The organism is Mesorhizobium sp. M0715, assembly GCF_040320355.1.
Lineage (GTDB): Bacteria > Pseudomonadota > Alphaproteobacteria > Rhizobiales > Rhizobiaceae > Mesorhizobium.
The window spans coordinates 14145-32486 of record NZ_JAMYPL010000026.1; the positions used below are offsets into that span (position 1 = coordinate 14145).

The following is an 18342-nucleotide window of genomic DNA, read 5'->3' on the forward strand; positions in this document are numbered from 1 at the left end:
CGGATCGGTGGCAGGCAGCACGATGCGGCCCCGATGTCGATCATCATGCAGCCGCGGAAACGACGCCGCGACAAACGGTTCTGGCCGATGACCGCTCAAATGCCGGTACGGCGCTAAACGAGCCGATAACCATTTCGCGATCTTTCGACAGCTGCCCCTTTCCGGGCAGCCGTCGATTTCCGGTCCTGTTAACGTTTGCAGTTCAATGGTGCTCATACAAGAATCTTTTGGCAAGAATCCGTAGGCGAGAGGGCCGCCCCCGAAAATGTCGCAGCAGCCGGTGCAAACCGTTTCAGGCAAGCTCATACTGCTGATCAAGGCTGGCTATTGGCTGGCCCTGCTGATCATTGCGGCCATGGTGATCGCCTCCTTCATCCTGCTGCAGCAGATGATGGCCACCCAACAGCACAATCACAACTTGCTCGACATCGTCAGCACGCAAAAGACGCTGTCGCAGCGCATCGTCTTCCTTGCCGGTGCAACGGGTGCCGGTTCACGCGACAAGCAGCCGGCGCTGGTCAGCGCGCTCAAGCAGGCAACGGCGGAGTTCGAGACGAACTACGACCTGCTGCTCGATCAGACGGGAGCCGATCCGCAATCGCCGGCCAAGCTCGACCCGAAGTCGATCGAAAGCGTCCTTTTCGCCAAGCCCTTCCACCTCGACTATTTCTCGGTCGGGCTGATCGCCAATGGCGACCGCCTGATCTCGGCCTATGAATCGCAATTCAGCGGCAATGGCGGTTACAAGGGCGGCGGCGAGCGCGTCAATCTCGACGCCTCTGTCGCCAATGCGACCTTGTCGGGCTATGCCGCGCTCGGCCAGCGCATCACTGCCGACGCCGACGACCGCTCCGAGAAGCTGCTCGCTCTCCATCGCACGCTGTTCTACGCCACAATCGGCGTCATCATACTGGTGGCGCTGTTCATCTTTAGGCCGATGTCGAACGCCATCCTGCGCAAGACGAATGAATTGATCGACGCGCGCAATTCCATGGCCTTCATCGCGGTGCATGACGGCCTCACCGGCCTGCACAACCGCACGTTCCTGACCGATCATTTCGACACGCTGATCAAGGGCACGCACCGGCGTCGCGAACGCCTTGCCGTCGTCCAGCTCGATCTCGACCGATTCAAGCAGATCAACGATACGCTCGGCCACGCCGCCGGCGACTATGTGCTGGTCGTCACGGCACAGCGCATGCGCGATTCCTGCCGGGCGTCGGATCTGTGCGTGCGCCTGGGCGGCGACGAGTTCGTCATGATCCTCGGCGGCGCCGGCGGCACCGAAGACATCAATATGCTGGCGCGGCGCATCCTGGCACACATCAACGAGCCGATCGTCTTCCAGGGCACGACCATTCTCCCAGGCGCCAGCGCCGGCATCGCGGTCTATCCGATCGACGCCGACAATGCTGGGGATTTGCTGGTCCATGCCGATCTGGCGCTTTACTCCGCCAAGAAGCTTGGTGGCGGCAACTTCTCCTTCTTCTCCGAGGAGCTGCGCCGCGAACTCGACTATCGCAAGCAGCTCGAGCACGACATCAAGGTCGCCATCGCCGAGCGGGCGTTCCAGGTCTATTTCCAGCCGCAGGTATCGCTGACCAACGGCACGATCAGCGGCATCGAGGCGCTGGTGCGCTGGAACCATGCGGAGCGCGGCATGATCCCGCCCGGCGAGTTCATTCCGGTCGCCGAGAAATGCGGCTTCATGCCCGAGATCGGCCGCATCGTCATCACCAAGGCGATCAACGAGGCCGCCGAATGGAATCGCGCCGGCATTGCCTTCGGACGGCTTGCCGTCAATGTTTCCGGCACCGAGCTGCGCGAGCACGACTTCGATGTGTTTTTGTTCGAGACGCTGGAAAAGGCCGGGCTGCCGCCGCAGAAACTGTCGCTGGAAATCGTCGAATCCGTCATCCTCGATGACGAAAAGACGGGCATCGCGGCCAAGCTGCGGCACATCCGGGCAGCCGGCGTCCATCTTGAACTCGATGATTTCGGCACCGGCTATGCTTCGCTCAGCCATGTCAACCCGAACGAGATCGACCGGCTGAAGATCGATCGCCGCTTCGTCCAGAACATCCATGAGAATGGCGACAACTCGAAGATCGTCCGCGCCATCACCGAGCTGGCGCGTGGCCTTGGCATCTCGATCGTCGCAGAGGGCGCCGAAACCGAGGCCGAGCTCAATTCGCTGATGGCGATCGGCTGCGACCAGGTGCAGGGCTACTCCATCGCCTTCCCGATGCCGCACGACAAGGCGCTGGAATGGCTGACCGCCCGCATGCCCAAGAAGGCCAAGCTGACGGTGCTGCAAGGAAGCCTGGCATAGGTTTGCCTTTTTGTTTGTGCATGTCGTTATCCCAAAACCGCTGCGCACTTTTGGGCGACATGCACCGGCTCGCCTTGACAAGCCGTTGTGGACATGGCGGCCTTGTCGTGATCGCAACCGGATATCGGGGCCGATGACACCGTTTCGGTTTGTGCTGGCGGCGCTTTTGATTTTTGCGGTTCCCGCCCAAGGGGCCGATCGCATAATCTATCTTACCTTCGACGATGGGCCGCTGAACGGCACAAGCAACATCCTCGATGTGCTGGAAGCCGAGCAGGTTCCTGCAACCCTATTCATGGTCGGCATGCACGCACAGGCTAGCGCCGCCAACAGAGCGCTCGTCCAGCGTGCCAGGCAGCTTCCTTTGGTGACGCTCGGCAACCACAGCTACAGCCATGCTTACAATCACTACCGGCATTTTTACGGCGACACCGAGGGTGTCGTCGCCGACATGGTACGGGCAAACGCGGTGCTCGGGTTGAAGCCCCTGGTGCATGCAAGACTGCCGGGGCGCGACGTGTTCAGGCTGCCCTCCATGTCGAAGAACGACACTTCGCTTGGCCTCGCCCAGGAGGGGCGTGAAGAGCCCGATTACGAGTTTGTCGCGGCCTCAGGCTTCTATCTCTACGGCTGGGACCATGAATGGGTGCACAAGGACAACGGCGAGCCGGTGCAGAGCGTCGATCATCTGGTCAGCGAGATCGATCACCTGTTCGGCTATGGCCGCTTCGTCAAGCCCGGCAAGCTGATCCTGCTGATGCATGACGAGATGTTCCAGAACGCGTTCGACGGCAAGACGAAGCTGACAAACCTGATCACCGCTCTGAAGCTGCGCCATTACACTTTTGGGACAATCCAGGGCTACGACGACTGAGCCGGCAAAGACGGCAAGCTCTTCAGCGGATTGAGCATTGGCACACCAAGTGGCGCGAAATGACGCTCGTTGTCCGTCAGTATCGTTAAACCATGAACCTCGGCAGTGGCAGCGATCGCTATGTCTTCAAATCCAGGCCGGTGCGCCCTCGCCCGATCCAGGATTAGTCCGGCAGCATGCGCGGCGCGCAAATCGAAGGGAAGCACTCTTTCTCCATAAAGGTGCTGAACCGCTTGCCACCAGCCGCGCAGCGAGTTCGCCTTTGTTGTCGCACCCTCACGTTCGGCCTTCGCTATTCCAGCGGCAACTTCGGATGCGGTGACAACGGACAGGAACAGATGGTTGCTCGCCTGGTCGAGCCAAGTCGCCAATGCATGCCGATCCGCTTTCTTGGACGGCGCCATTGCCGAGATGATATTGGTATCCAGCAGAAACATCGACCGCGTTACAACGCGACCTTGCGAGCCGGTTTGCGGGAACGAGGCGGAATATCGCCAAGGTCACCAGGGAAGGCCGCCAACAATTGTCCAAAACTTGGCACGCGCGAAAGCCTTTCATAGTCTTCGAAAGACAGAATGACAGCCTGCTTGCGCCCGTGACGGGTGATGACGGCAGGCGTCCCGGCGACGGCTTGATCGACCACCGCTGAAAGTGTTGCCTTGGCATCCTTCAACTGAATCTCGCGCATAGCTTGCTCCAAAATGACTAGAGTGGTCATATAGCAGAGCAACTCGGATCAAACAAGGCCTGTCGATCCCCCCAAGATCATCCCACATTCGCCCGCAACACGGCCAGCACCTGCGCGAACTCCGCCAGCCGCTCGTCGGACAGTCCGACCCGCAGCCGCTTGTCAAAGGAAAGCGCAGCCTTACGCAATGTCTCGAACATCGCTTCTCCGGCCGCGGTCAGTTCGACCAGATGAACCCGGCGGTTGACGGGATCACGGCGGCGCGTCAGCAGGCCCTGCGCCTCCATCGCGTTGAGATGGTGGGTCAACGTCGCGCCTTGGATGCCGATCATGCCGGCGAGTTCACGCTGATTGGCAAGCTTGCTCGACTTGACCGACAGCAGAGTGAGCCAGACCGGCAGCGTGCCACCGGCCTCGACCAGGGCAGCGTCGAAGGCCTGGGCAACCAGCTTGGCGGTTCGTCCGAGATTCATGCCGACTGGCGGGCGTTCGAAGGGTGTCATTGCAGGACACTAGACGGTGTCATGCACGGATGGAACTGGCGCGACTTATACATTGACATCTAACCATTTGATATCTAATTACCGAGAGATGGCGGGCTAAAGAGGAAATCCGGTTATGCAATATGTCTACATCGTCGTTATCGGCCTTCATGTCATGGCAGGTGTATTCTGGGCGGGTACGACGATCGCGGTCGGCCGTGACCCGGACATCCGGGCGGAACGGTTCTTCCGGCCGCAAATGGGCGCTGCCGGTCTGGTTTTCCTGACCGGCATACTGCTCTGGTATTTCTTTCACGAGGGCGTTTTCGGCTCGATGGAGAAGGTGCTGGCGCTGGGCATCGTGACGGCCCTGATCGCCGCCGGCGTGCAAGGCGCGCTGGTGGGCTCAGCCAGCAGGCAGCTTGCCGGTGCCGATGCGGCAACGGAAAGCCAGTTGCGCGCGAAGATGACAAGAGGCGAGCGCATCGCAGGGGGGCTGCTGGTGCTGACCGTGCTGTGCATGGCCACGGCCAGAATGTTTTGAGCGCCGCCCACGCAGCACAAGCTCACAGAATCGTACGTTGTCTGGCGACGAGCCAATGACGTGCGGGCGCGCGGCCAGACCGAAGTATACGGGCTCTCGTACGCAGGTCCGACCGCGCGCCACCGATCCTCGCAATAGCTAATTTCAGATACGCAAGCCGAACCTGATGCCGTCATAGATGGCGGCGTGGATGTTGCGCGAGGCGACCGCGTCGCCGATGCGGAACAGCACGAAGCCGCCTTCTGGATTGCGCTTGGGAAAGATGTCGCCACCACTCACCAGCCGTTCGTAGTCGACCGCACCGCCATTCTTCGACAGAGGCTTTAGCGATAGGTAGAGATCATCGAGCGGCAGCGTACCGTGCTCGACCACCACCTGGTCGACCCTGCGCTCGCCGCGCCAGCCATCGGCGAAATCCGAAGCCAGCTCTGCGATCAGTTGATTGCCCTCGCGCCGCACCGAACGCAGCCGCGTGTTGATGGTGATGGTGACGCCCTTTTCCTGAAAGGCCCTGATATAGGGCACATGGTTCATGCCGCCCATTTCCGGGGCAAAGAAACGCTCCGGCGATACAAGCTCGAGTTTCGAGCCGGCATTGGCGATCAGTTCGGCGGCGCCCATGCCCTGATGGCCGCCATTGTCGTCATAGAGCAGCACATTTTCGGCCGGCTTGACGCTGCTGGCCATGATGTCCCAACTCGAGGTGACAAGGTTGTCGCCGGCCGTCAGCGGCGGGTTCTGCGGCAGGCCGCCGGTAGCGACCACCACCACATCGGGCGACAGCGCCAGGACATCGTCTTTTTCCGCCCAAGTGTCGTAGCGGATCTCGACGCCGAGCCGGTCGAGTTCAGCCAGCCGCCAGTCGATGATACCGATCAGTTCCTTGCGGCGCGGGTTCTGCGTCGCCAATCGCACCTGGCCGCCGGCCTGGCTCGATGCTTCAAGCACCATCACCTTGTGGCCGCGCTCGGCCGCGACCCGCGCAACCTCCAGCCCGCCGGCGCCGGCTCCGACGACCACGATTTTCTGCTTCGGTCCTTCGGTCTTGACGATGATATGCGGGATTTCGGCCTCGCGGCCGGTCGCGGCATTGTGGACGCAAAGCGCTTCGCCGCCCTCATAGATGCGGTCGAGACAATAGGTGGCGCCCACGCACGGGCGGATCTCATGCTCGCGCCCCTCCATCACCTTTTTGATGATGTGCGGATCGGCGATTTGGGCGCGGGTCATGCCGACCATGTCGAGCTTGCCGGTGGCGATGGCGTGGCGTGCGGTGGCCACGTCGGATATGCGCGCCGCGTGGAAGGTCGGGAATTTCGTCGCCGCCCTCACCTCTCCGGCGAAATCAAGATGCGGCGAAGAGCGCATGCCGGTTACCGGGATGACCTTGGTCAGCGCCGCATCGCTCTCGATCGAGCCACGAATGATGTTGAGGAAATCGACCTTGCCGGAGCCCGCCAGCCGCCTGGCGATTTCGATCCCCTCCGCCTTCGACAGGCCTTTTTCGAAATCTTCGTCGGCGACCATGCGGATGCCGACGACGAATTTGTCGCCGACAGCTGCCCGCACGGCATCGAGCACCATGTTGGTGAAGCGCAGGCGATTGTCCAGCGAGCCGCCGAATTCGTCGTCGCGATGATTGGTGGCCGGCGACCAGAAGCCGTCCATCAGATGGCCGTAGGATTCGAACTCGATGCCGTCGAGGCCGGCGGCCTCGCAGCGCTGGGCGGCTGAAGCATAGTCGGCGACGATGCGCTCGATGTCCCAGTCCTCGATCGTCTTCGGGAATGCGCGATGCGCCGGCTCACGCACCGGCGAGGCCGAGAGCACCGGCAGCCAGTCGGCCTTGTTCCAGCCGGTACGGCGGCCGAGATGGGTGATCTGGATCATCACCTTGCAGTCGTGCTCGTGGCAGGCGTCGGCGAGCTCGGCCAGCCACGGCACGATCCTGTCGTCATAGACATGCAGATTGCCGAAGGCGGCCGGGCTGTCGCGCGAGACGATCGCCGAGCCGGCGGTCATGGTCAGCGCCATGCCGCCCTTGGCCTTCTCTGCATGGTAGAGCCGGTAGCGCTGTTTCGGCATGCCGTCCTCGGAATAGGCCGGCTCATGGCTGGTCGACATGACCCGGTTCTTCAGCGTCAAATGTTTGAGCTGGTAGGGCTGGAGAAGCGGATCGTTGCTGGTCATCGTCTTCCTGCGGTTTCAAATTGTGCTAATGAGCGGCAAAATTCGTTTTCAAGCATGTCGTCCCGCACGCACTCCGGGCGCATGCGACAAGGATTGCGCCCATGATCGACACCAAAACTCTCACCCAGCTCGGCGCGCACGTCGAGACGCCACAAAGCCCCGAAGCAGCGGTCCTGGAGACCGTACCGTTTTCGCGTGGTGACGGACCGCCGGCGATCGTGCGCTTCACCTGTCCGGAATTCACCTCGCTGTGCCCCGTCACCGGCCAGCCGGACTTCGCCCATATCGTCATCGACTACGCACCCGATGCGGCTCTGGTGGAATCGAAGTCGCTCAAGCTGTTCATGACCTCGTTTCGCAACCATGGCGCCTTCCATGAAGACTGCACCGTCATGATCGGCCGCCGCATCGTGGCGGCAACCAAGCCGCTGTGGTTGCGCATAGGCGGCTATTGGTATCCACGCGGCGGCATTCCGATCGATGTGTTCTGGCAAACGGGCGCTCCGCCCGAAGGCGCCTGGCTGCCCGACACCGGGGTGGCGCCCTATCGCGGGCGGGGTTGAGCTCGCCCATCATTCGCACTGATATTGGCTGAGTGCCCATTCGCCGGTCACCGACAGCAGGTCCGATATCTTCCAGTCGCCGTCGACCCTCTTGAATTTCCATTCCAGCCGGTGCGGGTTGCCCGATATGACGAAGGCGACGATGACCTTGGCCTGGTCGCCGTTGATCGCCTCGAGCGTCTTCAGGCTCTTGTCGATCTCGGCCTTGTCGTAATCGGCATTATCGAGCGCCATGTTGGGGTCGAGGCACTCGCCCTGCCCGGATTTGCGCAAGGCGTCGCTCTTGTCGAGCACGGTTTTGGCCGGGTCGATGAAATGGCTTCGCTCGGCTGGATCGATCTCCAGCCCGACCTGATCGTAAAACGGCCGCACCACAGCGGTCGGCGAGCCCGGCTGGATCGGTGCGGCCGGCGCGGCTTCGGCTGGCGACCATCCAACAGGCGGCGTTGCCGGTTCCACTCCGGTTCCGGGTGCATTTGCGGGCGGAGCCCCGCTGTCGCCCGGCGCGGCGTCAGCCGGCGGCGCACCCAACAGGCCTTGCGCGGCGGCGCCGCTCAGAGCCGCCAGCAGACACACACCCGACAGGGCCAGCAACCGGCGATGGGCCATCGCTTCACTCCGGCGTCTGGCCGGCCATGCATTCCAGCGCACTGAGCGTCCAGTCGCTGGTCTTGGAAGCGATGTCCGATATCTTCCACTTGCCGTCGATCTTCTTGAGCGACCAGAGCATTTCACGTTTGGAATCATCGCCCTCGGAGAACAGGCTGAAGGATACCGTGACCTGTGCGTTATCGCCATCCAGCTTCTCAGACAGTTTCAGCGTTTTCGAGACGGTTTTCTGATCGAAATCCTGGGCGTCGAGACCAGGATCGAAATCGATGCAGGCGACCTGGTCCGGGTTCTTCTTCGTTGCCTGGTCGTTCAACTCGAACAGTTTCGTCACCGGTTCGGTGAACCGGTCCCGATATTGTTCGTCGGCCTCGAACTTGACCGCCGGGACATAGAAGAACTTCACCGCATCGGACGCCGGTCCGGCGACGGCGGCGGCCGGCAGGGCTATCGAAAGGGCGGCAACGAGCACTGTCAGTCTCATGCAGAATCTCCGGCTTTTGATGGCTTGAGCCTATCAATACCACGTATCCTGCATATCGGCTTTTTTGCGGCTCATGAAGTCCTGCAGCGCCTTGTTTCAGCCGTCCAGCCAGACGTTCTGAAGGTCCATCTCGAATGTCTGGTGGACACCATAGTTCTTCACCTTCTTGTTCTGGTGGCTGTAGAGCTTCTGCCAGAACGGCTGAATAATGACGCCCGAATCCTGCAGGATCTGCTCGACATCCTTCATGACCTCGCGTCGTTTCTCCACGTCGATGAGCGATAGCGCCTGCTTGAGCTTGGCGTCGAAATCGGGGTTGGAATATGCCGATTCATTCCAGGCCTCGCCGGTGCGATAGCCGAGCGCCAGCACCTGGACGCCAAGCGGGCGCATGTACCAGATCGTCATCGAATAGGGATATTTCGTCCAGTCGTTCCAGAAGGTCGAACCCGGCAGCACCGTGCGCTTCACCTTGATCCCGGCATCGCGCAGCTGGCCGGCAATGGCGTCGCCGGTATTCTTCTGCCAATCGTCCTCGATGGTGATCAGCTCATGCTCGAAGTCAGCCTGTCCGGCTTCCGCCATCAGCTTCTTGGCGCCGGCGGCGTCGCGTGTCTTCTTGGGCAGCGGATAGTATTCCGGATGGATCGGGGCAACGTGGTGGTTTTCACCAGGGGTGCCTCGCCCGGCGTAACCAAGTTGGAGGACCGCATTGTTGTCGACGGCCATTTGCAGGGCGTTGCGCACCCGCTTGTCGTCATAGGGCTTGTGGGTAATGTTGGTGCGCGCAACCAGCGTCGTCGCCGTCGCCACCTCCGATTTCACCAGATCCATCTTGTCGAGAATGTCGATGAAGTCGGCGGGCGACTCGAAATTGAGGTCGATCTCACCCGATTCGAACGCGTTAACGGTGGCGTTGAAATCGGTGCCGTAGTCGATGAACTCGACGCTGTCGAGCGGCGCTTCACCACCCCACCATTTGCCATTCTCACGACGCTTGACGACCGCCTTCTGGCCGACATCGTAGGAGACCAGTTCGAACGGTCCCGTGCCGATCGGCTTCTTGATCGGATCGGCACCATCGGCATCGAAGCTGCGATGGACGACGAGCGCCGGATAGTCGGTGAAATTCGGGATCAGTGAAATGTCTGGTTCGCTTAGCTTCAGCTTGACCGTGTTGTCGTCGACCTTGGTGATCGCACCATCCCTGGCCTTGCCGGTCTTTGTGTCGATCAGCGCGCCGACACGGGCGGCCATGGAATTGCCGGCGACATTCTTCTCGCACCAGCGCGTCAGATTGTGAGCGACGTCATCGGCGTTGAAGGCATCGCCGTTGTTCCATGTGATGCCCTTGCGCACATGCAGCACATATTCGGTGGCGTCGTCATTGATATCCCAGCTTTCGAGCAGAACCGGCTCGAAGGTGAACTGCCTGGTATAGCGGACAAGCGGCTCCAGCCAGCAACGCGAAATGTTCGCCAGTTCCACCCAGTCGTAAGTGCGCGGATCCTTCTGTCCCTTCACCGACATCGAGACGCGCAGCGTTCCGCCTTTCTTCGGCTCTTCGGCCAAGGCCCGATCCGGCACGGCAAGACCGATCATGCCATAGGCAAGCGCCGTCGATGCGCCGAAGGCGCTTGCCAGCGCCAGGAACTCGCGCCGGTCGACACGACCCGCGCGTGCTTCGACCGCCATTGCCTCGATAGCGCTCGGCACGCGATCGCCACTGCTTCTGAAGAATGCCATTTTTTCCTCCCGTCTGGTTCCCTTGATCTTGGTTCTTCGCGTCAACTGACGCTGTCCGGCAGCCTCTCCTCGCGCCGCGCGATGAAATCCATCAGGCCATCGGCGATGCCTTCATCGAGCTTCGGCTCCTCGTAATCCGCCAGCATGTTGCGCGCCTTCTCGCGGCCGCGCGTGTCGTGGTCCTTCGCCCCTTCCGCCTTCCACTGTTCGAACGAATTGAAGTCCATGATCGAGGGCATGAAGAAGGCGGATTCGAAATGTTCGAGCGTATGCTGGGTGCCGAGGAAATGGCCCTGCGGTCCCACCTCGCGGATGGCCGCCATGGCTTCCTTGAAATCGTCGAACGGCAGACCGCCGGCATATTTGTACCAGCCGATGAGCTGTTCGCAGTCGGTGGCGAATTTCGAATAGCCGCAGGTCAGGCCGGCCTCGAGCCATCCCGCGGAGTGCCAGATGTAGTTGGCGCCGGCGAGGATGGCGGCATGCATCAGCATGTTCGCCTCGTAACCCGCTTGGGCGTCGTTGAGCTTCGACCCGACATGAAAGCCGGACGTGCGCCACGGCAGCCGGTATTTCCGCGCCAAGGCTCCCATCAGATACATCATCTGCGCCGCCTCGGGCGTGCCGCCCATCGGAGCGCCGGTCTTCATGTCCACCGTGACCATGAACTGCCCGTAGATCTGCGGCGACCCTGGGCGCAGCAGTTGCGTGAAGGCGACGCCCGCCAGCGCTTCCGCATTGACCTGCGCAACCGCGCCCACGGCGGACGCCGAAGTCGAGGCGCCGCACAGTGCGAAGGGTGCGAGGATCAGCGGCTGGTTGCTTCGCGCATAGACCTTCATCGCGTCCAGCATGGTGGCGTCCCACACCAGCGGCGAATTGCAGTTGGTGATCGACACCAGGACCGGATTGTCGCGGACGTAATCCTCGCCGAACACGATGCCTGCCATCGCCATCGTGTCTTCCGCCCGCTCCTTGGACGTGACGATGCCCATGAACGGCTTGTCGGAATGCTTAAGCGCGGAATGGATGATGTGGAGGTGACGCTTCGGTACCGCGATTTCCATCGGCTCGCAAATGACCGAACTCGATGAATGCAGCGCCGGCGCCATGTAGGCGAGCTTGTGGAAATTGTTGAGGTCGGCCAGCGTGCCGTAGCGCCTGTTGTTGTCGAGATCGCGAACATAAGGCGCGCCATACATCGGCACGAAGATGGTATTGTTGCCGCCCACCCGCACCGTACGCTGCGGATTCCTCGCATTGAGCGTGAACTCCGACGGGACCTTCGATACCAGCTCCATCAGCAGGGCCCGGTCGATCCGCACACGAGTTTCCGAGACATCCGCGCCCGCCGCCTTCCACAGCGCGATAGCCTCGTCGTCGCGGAATTCGCATCCCACCTCTTCGAGGATCAGGAGCGACTCCTCGTGGATCAGCTCGACCGCCTCATCGGGGACCATCTGGTAGACGGGGATCTGGCGGACCAGGGTCGGGAACGACGTTACGGGGGCTCCGCGCAGCGCCTTGCGCCCCAGGCGGCCGCCACTGCGGCGGTTGGCATGTTCGGTCACTTCAGGGGCCGGTGCGTTCATGGCAACTCCATTCCACTCATGAAGGAGCCTAGCGCGACAAAATGGTGATGTGACGCTGGAAAATCCTGATCTCTTGTATAAGCTCAGCTTATGCGAAGCCTGCGCCACCTCCTGCCCTCGGCCGGCAGCCTGATCGTCTTCGAGGCGGCCGGGCGGCTTTCGAGCTTCACCGCCGCCGGCCGCGAGCTCGGCATGACGCAGGCCGCCGTCTCCTATGCCGTGCGCGGGCTGGAAGAGCAGCTTGGCGCCAAGCTGTTCCAGCGCCGCCACCGCCAGGTTCTCCTGACCGAGGCCGGCGAGCGCTTCCATGCCGATGTCTCGCTTGGGCTTTCGCATATCCGCAAATCGGCGGAGGATCTACGCCTGCAGGCGACCGGCGGTCATGTCACGCTGGCCGCCTCGACCGCGTTCGGTTCGTTCTGGATGATGCCGCGCCTGCAGCAGTTCCGCGACGAACTGCCGGGCATCGACCTGCGTATCCAGACCGCCGACCGCGACCTCGACATCATCGCCGAAGGCATTCCGCTCGGCGTGCGCGGCGGCGCGCCGCGGGACTGGCCGGACTATCACTCGTTGCCGCTGGCGGACGAGGAGATATTTCCCGTCGCCGGCACCAGCTATGCGGCAAAGTTCGGCCTGCCCAAATCCGCTGCCGAACTGGCCACGCACCGCCTCATCCATCTGGAGGAGCCGTATCGCGAGGCGGCCAGCTGGGACGAATGGTTCCAGTCGGCGGGCGCCAATCTCAGCGATACCGCGCGCGGCCTGCGCATCAACGATTACGGCCTGGTGATTCAGGGCGTCATGGAAGGCCAAGGCATCGCGCTCGGCTGGCGGCACCTCGCCGAGCGGTTGCTGGCGTCGGGCTTGCTGGTGCCGGTGACGGATCATGTGCTGAAGACCGGCAAGGCGTTCTATGTCGTCTGGCCGAAGAACCGGGAACTCAGCGACAACGCCCGCAAGGTGCGAGACTGGCTGGCGGCTCAGGCGTGAGGGGCAGTGCCTCCCTGTCCCTTGGAAGTCGGCGGGACAGCACCCCCCTCTGTCCTGCCGGACATCTCCCCCGCAAGTGGGGAGATTGGCAGTTCCAGCCTCGCCACCCTTCCTGCAGCGCTGCAGATTGGCGAAAGCCGTGGCGACATCCGATCTCCCTCCTTGCGGGGGAGATGGCCGGCAGGCCAGAGGGGGGTGCTGTCCTGCCAGCATCATCGCTATTCCGCCGACATCGAATGCTTTCTCATCGGCGTCGAATCCGCCTATAGTGGCGCCATGCCCATCCGCCAGCTTTCCGAAACGATGATCAACCAGATCGCCGCCGGCGAAGTCATCGAGCGTCCGGCGAGCGTGGTCAAGGAACTGGTCGAGAATGCGCTCGATGCCGGTGCTTCGCGCGTCGAGATCGTCACAGCCGGCGGTGGGCTGAACCTGATCCGCGTCACCGATGACGGCTCCGGCATTCCCGAACGGGAGCTGGCGCTGGCGATCGCACGACACTGCACCTCCAAGCTCACCGAGGATATCAACGACATCCGCTCGCTGGGCTTCCGCGGCGAAGCGCTGCCGTCGATCGGCTCGGTGTCGCGACTTTCGATCCGCTCGCGCACGGCAGCAAGTGACAGCGCCGCCGAGATCGGCATCGAGGGTGGCCGCGTCCTGCCTGTCAGGCCGGCGGCGGCCAATCGCGGCACCACGGTCGAGGTGCGCGACCTGTTCTTCGCAACGCCGGCCCGATTAAAGTTCATGAAGGGCGAGCGCGCCGAAAGCTCGGCCACCAGCGATGTTGTCAAGCGCATCGCCATCGCCTTCCCCGCCGTGCGCTTCACGCTGGCCGGCTCGGACCGCTCGACGCTGGAATTGCCGGCGGCGGATGACAGCGCGGAAGGCAGCCTGCGCCGTGTCGCCCAGGTGATGGGCGCCGACTTTCCGGACAATTCTATTGCCCTCGACGCGATGCGCGAAGGCGTGCATCTGACCGGCCACGTGTCGATCCCGTCCTTCACCCGCGCCAACGCGCTGCAGCAATATGCCTATGTGAACGGCCGCCCGGTGCGCGACAAACTGATCGCCGGCGCCATACGCGGTGCCTACGCCGACGTCCTGCCGCGCGACCGCCATGCGGTGACGGTGCTGTTCCTGACGCTCGACCCGGCCATCGTCGACGTCAATGTTCATCCAGCCAAGGCCGATGTGCGCTTCCGCGATCCCGGCCTTGTGCGCGGACTGATCGTCGGGGCAATCCGACAGGCACTGGCCGATGCCGGCGTCCGCGCCGCCACCACGGGGGCCGCCGGCATGATGGCGGCGTTCCGGCCAGGGACCGCATCCTACGGCCACGGTGGAGCGGCAAACGGCCACCGCAGCTACGACGCGGCCTACCGCGCCTCGGGTCCGTCCGGCTTCGATCCCGCCCGGTCGTCGCAGCGGCCGCTCGATATGGGTTTCGAGGGTGCGGGCTTCCAGCAGCGCGGCTTGCATGAAAACGAGCAAGCGGCTTTCGATGCCGGTCCGCAGCATAGCGCCGATGCACGCGCAGGGCAGGATGAAGCGGCCGAGACGCTGCTCGGCGCGGTGCTGGGCGCGGCGCGCGCCCAGGTGCATGAGAACTACATCGTCGCCCAGACCAGGGATTCGCTCATCATCGTCGACCAGCATGCGGCGCATGAACGGCTGGTCTACGAGGCGCTGAAGAATGCGCTGCACTCGCGCCCGGTGCCCTCGCAGATGCTGCTTCTGCCCGAGATCATCGACCTGCCGGAGGAGGATGCCGAGCGGCTTGCGCTGCATTCGGAAACGCTGGCCCGCTTCGGTCTCGGCATCGAGCGCTTCGGCCCCGGCGCCGTCGCGGTGCGCGAGACGCCGTCGATGCTGGGCGAGACCAATGTCGGGCAATTGGTGCGCGACCTCGCCGACGAGATCGCCGACAACGACACGGTCGACACGCTGAAGGAGCGGCTGGACAAAATAGCCGCGACCATGGCCTGCCACGGCTCTGTGCGCTCCGGCCGCCTGCTCAAGGCCGAGGAGATGAATGCCCTGCTGCGGCAGATGGAGGCGACGCCCGGCTCGGGCACCTGCAATCACGGTCGCCCGACCTACATCGAACTTAAGCTGGCGGATATCGAACGGCTTTTCGGGCGGCGATAGCTGCGGACGGATTGCGGGCCATCGCTTCACCACTTGAGACCGGCAAGCCAAGGAGATCGGCCGACAATGCGGTCACCCGCGATTTTCGCCTGGCGGCCCGAGCAGCGCGATCGCAGCCGCCGCCAGCAGGAGGATCGCACCGGCGATTTCAGCCCAGCCGACCGCCTCGCCGAAGAGCCAGGCTCCGGCCGCTAAAGCGACGATCGGCGAAACGAAGGCGTAGAGCCCGGCACGGACGGTGCCCCAATCACGCATCAGCACGAGATAGAGCGTATAGGCGACGATCGTGCCAAACAGCGACAGGAACAGCAGACTGCCGATGGCGGCCGGCGTGTGCAGCGCCTCGAGCGTCTCACCCGAGATCGGCTCCAGCACGAGCGACAGCGCAAGCAGTGCAACACCGCCGATCGCAGCCTGGACCATTGTCAGCGCCAGTGGTTTGACCGAGCGAGCGCGGAAGCGTGGCGCCAGGTCGGTCGCTCCTCGCCGGTGAATGCGGCAATCGCGAACAGCAGGATCGGGATCAGCGCCAGGTTGACCAGCCCCGACAATCCCGAGGGCACGTGCTGCATTCCCCAGAAAAGCAGACCGTAGGTGCCGGTATTGACCAGCAATGCCGAGACCACCGTCCGCCCCGTTCGCCCGTGGGCGAATGCCGCGCCGGCTCCACGCACCGCTGTTGCCAGAAGCGCGGCGGTCAGCAAATAGCGCGCCGCCGCCAGCAGTAGCGGAGGCACGTCATTGAGACCGAGCTTGATCGCCGCCCAGGTCAGCCCCCAGATCAGCGACATCACCGCGAAGAAGGCGAGATTGCGAACCACCAGATTCGCCGCTCAGCGCAGTCCCTGACGATCGACAAGTATCCGGTGGATGTCGATCCGCTCCGGCAGCTCGATCAGGAACTCGGCATCGCGGTCCAGATGATGGACTTTGGTCGGTTCGCCTCTGGTAAAGGCCGTCATCGCTTGCATGTCGGCCCAATACGAGATGGTTGTGAACCACGTCTCGGCATCGCGGTCTTCGCGCAGCAATTGGACGCCAAGCGCCGTCTTCTCGAGGGGCGGAATACCCTCGGCACGCAGGTATGGCTCATAGGCGTCGGCGACGTCGCGGCGGGTGCGACCGCGCCAGATGCGCGCGATGGTCGGTTTGGTCGGCATGAGGTTCTCCTTCAGACAGGGGACAACAACTGAGCGCAGCAAGCGACGCCGGGTGAGATCAGCCGTGAACACGAGCCAGGAAATCGCGGACCAGCGGCAGCGCGTCGTCGAAATGTGTCTCGAGCAGCCAGTGACCCGCCCCCTCGATCAGATGCAGTTCCGCATCGGGCAGATCGCGATTATAGGCCTGCGCCGACGCCGCGGGCATATAGCCGTCCTCTGGCCCCCAAACGATCAGCGTGGGCGGGTGGTGTTCACGCAAATAAGCCTGGTAACGCGGAAACCAATTGAGATTGGCTTCCAGCTTCTCCATCAGACCGACGGCGATCTGCCGACGAACCGGCGTGTTCATCAATGGCCAGTGAAGGCTCCAGAGATCGGGCGGCACGCGGATTGCAACGTCGTCAGCCACTTCCCCGATGAACTCGCCCCGGAACCCGTCCTCGCTCACGGCGGCCTCGAGCGGACGGTGCTTGTCGGGCGACTTGTCGGTCCACCAAGCCTTGATCGTGGCGTATTTGGGTCCAAGCACGTCTTCGTAGATGTCGCCGTTCTGGATGATCAGGGCGCTGATCCGCTCCGGGTGCGAGATCGCATGCCGGAGTCCTATCTGCGAGCCATAATCATGCAGCCACAAGGCGTAGCGTTCGAGACCGAATTCACCGGCAAGTTTGGAAAGCACGTCGGAATAGGCGTCGAAATTATAGCCAAAGGCGGCCGGATCTGGTGTGCCACTGTATCCGAAGCCCGGCCAGTCGAATGCAATCGTTCGCCAGCGGTCGGCGAGCGCCGGCATCAGTCGGCGGAATTGGAACGAAGAGCAGGGATAGCCGTGCGGCAAGAGCAAGACAGGTGCTTCTGGCGGCCCTGCCTCGCGATAGAAAATGGATAGATCATCCAGTTGGATGCGTCGGTGCGTCGTTGCACCCGGCATTCGGACCTCCGTCGAATAAACACCGGCTAAACGCCTTTGACCGAGGGATCGTTCCGAATGAGGGAAGCGGACGGACGGCAATATTCATCTCTTCAAATTCACCACGATGACACCGCCCAGGGCCAGCGCGCCCCCGATTATGCCGAGCAGCGTGGGGACTTCGCCCAGCCAGAAGAAGCCGATCAGCGCGGACATCGGCGAGACCAGATAGAGGAAGTTGGAGGCACGTGCGGCGGGCAGACGCGACAGCGCGGTCGCCCAGGCGGCATAGGCGATGAGGCTGGGCACGATGCCGAGAAAGATGACGGCGCCGAGGCCTGCCGTGTCGGCAACCGCCGCCTGCGAAAAGGCCGACGGCAGGAAGGGCGCCAGGCATAGTGCGCCGAGCACCATGTTCGAAGCCGAAATGGTCAACGGATGATGGCGGGCAAACAGCGGCTTCTGGACGATGGTGTTGACGGCCGAGCACAAGGCCGAGCCAAGCACCAGAAGAGCACCGGTGTTAAATGACAGGCCATGCCCGTCGGCCATGGCGATGACGCCTATGCCGGCGAAGGAAATCACCGTGCCGGCCCAGGCCATGCCCGAAAAGCGCTCGCCCAGCAGGACCATCGCCATGATGGCGGTGAAGATCGGGCTGACATTGATGATGAAGCCGGCGGCACCGGCCGAGACGGTCAGTTCGCCGAAATTGAGCATGACGGTGTAGAGCGCGACGAAGATGGCGCCGCCGAAGACCAAGCGCCACACTTCGTCGAGCCTGGGCAGCGCCGGGCGCTTGACGGCCAGGAAGATCGCCGCCGGCACCGCGGCGATGGCAAAGCGCAATGCACCCAATTCCAGCGGCCCGAAGGCGGCGAGACCGGCTCGGATGGCGGGAAAGGCAGAAGCCCAGCCGACCACCGTCAGCGCGACAGCAATGGCTGCCGTGGTGTCCATCCGCTGTGTCGAATTCAACGTGCCCGTCATCGCGCTCATCTCACTGCCCTCGCATTCTTCG

The 18342-nt window shown here is 62.8% G+C and carries 19 protein-coding genes; 6 read left to right on the forward strand and 13 right to left on the reverse strand.

What is annotated here, in order from left to right:
- Positions 1-265 precede the first annotated feature (265 nt).
- Positions 266-2332: a putative bifunctional diguanylate cyclase/phosphodiesterase gene (locus NKI21_RS25820; protein WP_352611656.1), complete on the forward strand. Its 2067-nt coding sequence runs from the start codon at positions 266-268 to the stop codon at positions 2330-2332.
- A gap of 133 nt (positions 2333-2465) precedes the next feature.
- Positions 2466-3206, forward strand: coding sequence for a polysaccharide deacetylase family protein (locus NKI21_RS25825; RefSeq protein ID WP_352442452.1), 741 nt, complete (start codon positions 2466-2468; stop codon positions 3204-3206).
- Here NKI21_RS25825 and NKI21_RS25830 read toward each other — a convergent pair.
- The 3 genes from NKI21_RS25830 to NKI21_RS25840 form a co-directional block, all read right to left on the reverse strand.
- Positions 3194-3643: a type II toxin-antitoxin system VapC family toxin gene (locus NKI21_RS25830; protein ID WP_023813577.1), complete on the reverse strand. Its 450-nt coding sequence runs from the start codon at positions 3641-3643 to the stop codon at positions 3194-3196. The two genes, NKI21_RS25825 and NKI21_RS25830, sit on opposite strands and share 13 nt — an antisense overlap.
- Before the next feature lie 8 nt (positions 3644-3651).
- Complete coding sequence (locus NKI21_RS25835; RefSeq protein WP_023813576.1) at positions 3652-3894, reverse strand: type II toxin-antitoxin system Phd/YefM family antitoxin; 243 nt, start codon at positions 3892-3894, stop codon at positions 3652-3654.
- A gap of 77 nt (positions 3895-3971) precedes the next feature.
- Complete coding sequence (locus NKI21_RS25840) at positions 3972-4397, reverse strand: MarR family winged helix-turn-helix transcriptional regulator (RefSeq protein WP_128305073.1); 426 nt, start codon at positions 4395-4397, stop codon at positions 3972-3974.
- Positions 4398-4512: 115 nt separating this feature from the next.
- Between NKI21_RS25840 and NKI21_RS25845 the strand changes: the two genes are divergently transcribed.
- A complete protein-coding gene (locus NKI21_RS25845; protein ID WP_127258021.1) occupies positions 4513-4920 on the forward strand; it encodes a hypothetical protein in 408 nt (135 codons plus the stop codon).
- Positions 4921-5064: 144 nt separating this feature from the next.
- On the opposite strand, the gene NKI21_RS25850 is transcribed toward NKI21_RS25845, so the two are convergent.
- Entirely contained in the window at positions 5065-7110 is a 2046-nt protein-coding gene (locus tag NKI21_RS25850) for an oxidoreductase (protein ID WP_352868033.1), read from the reverse strand.
- A 101-nt stretch (positions 7111-7211) separates the two neighbouring features.
- On the opposite strand from NKI21_RS25850, the gene queF reads away from it, so the two are divergent.
- The gene (gene queF / locus NKI21_RS25855; RefSeq protein ID WP_010915503.1) at positions 7212-7673 is read left to right on the forward strand and encodes a preQ(1) synthase; all 462 of its coding nucleotides are present in this window, start codon (positions 7212-7214) and stop codon (positions 7671-7673) included.
- 9 nt (positions 7674-7682) lie between these two features.
- Here the strand turns inward: queF and NKI21_RS25860 are convergent, their stop codons facing one another.
- From NKI21_RS25860 to NKI21_RS25875, 4 genes are all read right to left on the reverse strand, one after another.
- Positions 7683-8282: a hypothetical protein gene (locus NKI21_RS25860; RefSeq protein ID WP_023813572.1), complete on the reverse strand. Its 600-nt coding sequence runs from the start codon at positions 8280-8282 to the stop codon at positions 7683-7685.
- A gap of 4 nt (positions 8283-8286) precedes the next feature.
- Positions 8287-8766, reverse strand: coding sequence for a DUF3828 domain-containing protein (locus tag NKI21_RS25865; protein ID WP_023813571.1), 480 nt, complete (start codon positions 8764-8766; stop codon positions 8287-8289).
- 96 nt (positions 8767-8862) lie between these two features.
- The gene (locus NKI21_RS25870) at positions 8863-10512 is read right to left on the reverse strand and encodes an ABC transporter substrate-binding protein (protein ID WP_023813570.1); all 1650 of its coding nucleotides are present in this window, start codon (positions 10510-10512) and stop codon (positions 8863-8865) included.
- A 41-nt stretch (positions 10513-10553) separates the two neighbouring features.
- Entirely contained in the window at positions 10554-12104 is a 1551-nt protein-coding gene (locus tag NKI21_RS25875; RefSeq protein WP_013532332.1) for a trimethylamine methyltransferase family protein, read from the reverse strand.
- A 90-nt stretch (positions 12105-12194) separates the two neighbouring features.
- Between NKI21_RS25875 and NKI21_RS25880 the strand changes: the two genes are divergently transcribed.
- Both NKI21_RS25880 and mutL read left to right on the forward strand, forming a co-directional pair.
- Positions 12195-13097, forward strand: a complete 903-nt coding sequence (locus NKI21_RS25880) for a LysR substrate-binding domain-containing protein (protein WP_127288978.1) — start codon at positions 12195-12197, stop codon at positions 13095-13097.
- Positions 13098-13373: 276 nt separating this feature from the next.
- Positions 13374-15248 (forward strand): DNA mismatch repair endonuclease MutL, encoded by a 1875-nt coding sequence (gene mutL / locus NKI21_RS25885; RefSeq protein ID WP_352442488.1) that lies wholly within the window; start codon positions 13374-13376, stop codon positions 15246-15248.
- Positions 15249-15320: 72 nt separating this feature from the next.
- Here the strand turns inward: mutL and NKI21_RS25890 are convergent, their stop codons facing one another.
- From NKI21_RS25890 to NKI21_RS25910, 5 genes are all read right to left on the reverse strand, one after another.
- On the reverse strand, positions 15321-15671 hold the full coding sequence (locus tag NKI21_RS25890; RefSeq protein WP_352442453.1) for an EamA family transporter: 351 nt from the start codon (positions 15669-15671) through the stop codon (positions 15321-15323).
- Positions 15672-15673: 2 nt separating this feature from the next.
- Positions 15674-16069 carry an EamA family transporter gene (locus NKI21_RS25895; RefSeq protein ID WP_352442454.1) on the reverse strand — a complete coding sequence of 132 codons (396 nt, stop codon included), beginning with the start codon at positions 16067-16069 and terminating at the stop codon, positions 15674-15676.
- A 12-nt stretch (positions 16070-16081) separates the two neighbouring features.
- Complete coding sequence (locus tag NKI21_RS25900) at positions 16082-16408, reverse strand: antibiotic biosynthesis monooxygenase family protein (RefSeq protein WP_023813566.1); 327 nt, start codon at positions 16406-16408, stop codon at positions 16082-16084.
- A 58-nt stretch (positions 16409-16466) separates the two neighbouring features.
- Positions 16467-17342, reverse strand: a complete 876-nt coding sequence (locus NKI21_RS25905; RefSeq protein WP_352442455.1) for an alpha/beta fold hydrolase — start codon at positions 17340-17342, stop codon at positions 16467-16469.
- A gap of 84 nt (positions 17343-17426) precedes the next feature.
- On the reverse strand, positions 17427-18320 hold the full coding sequence (locus tag NKI21_RS25910; RefSeq protein ID WP_128305063.1) for a DMT family transporter: 894 nt from the start codon (positions 18318-18320) through the stop codon (positions 17427-17429).
- Positions 18321-18342: the final 22 nt, after the last annotated feature.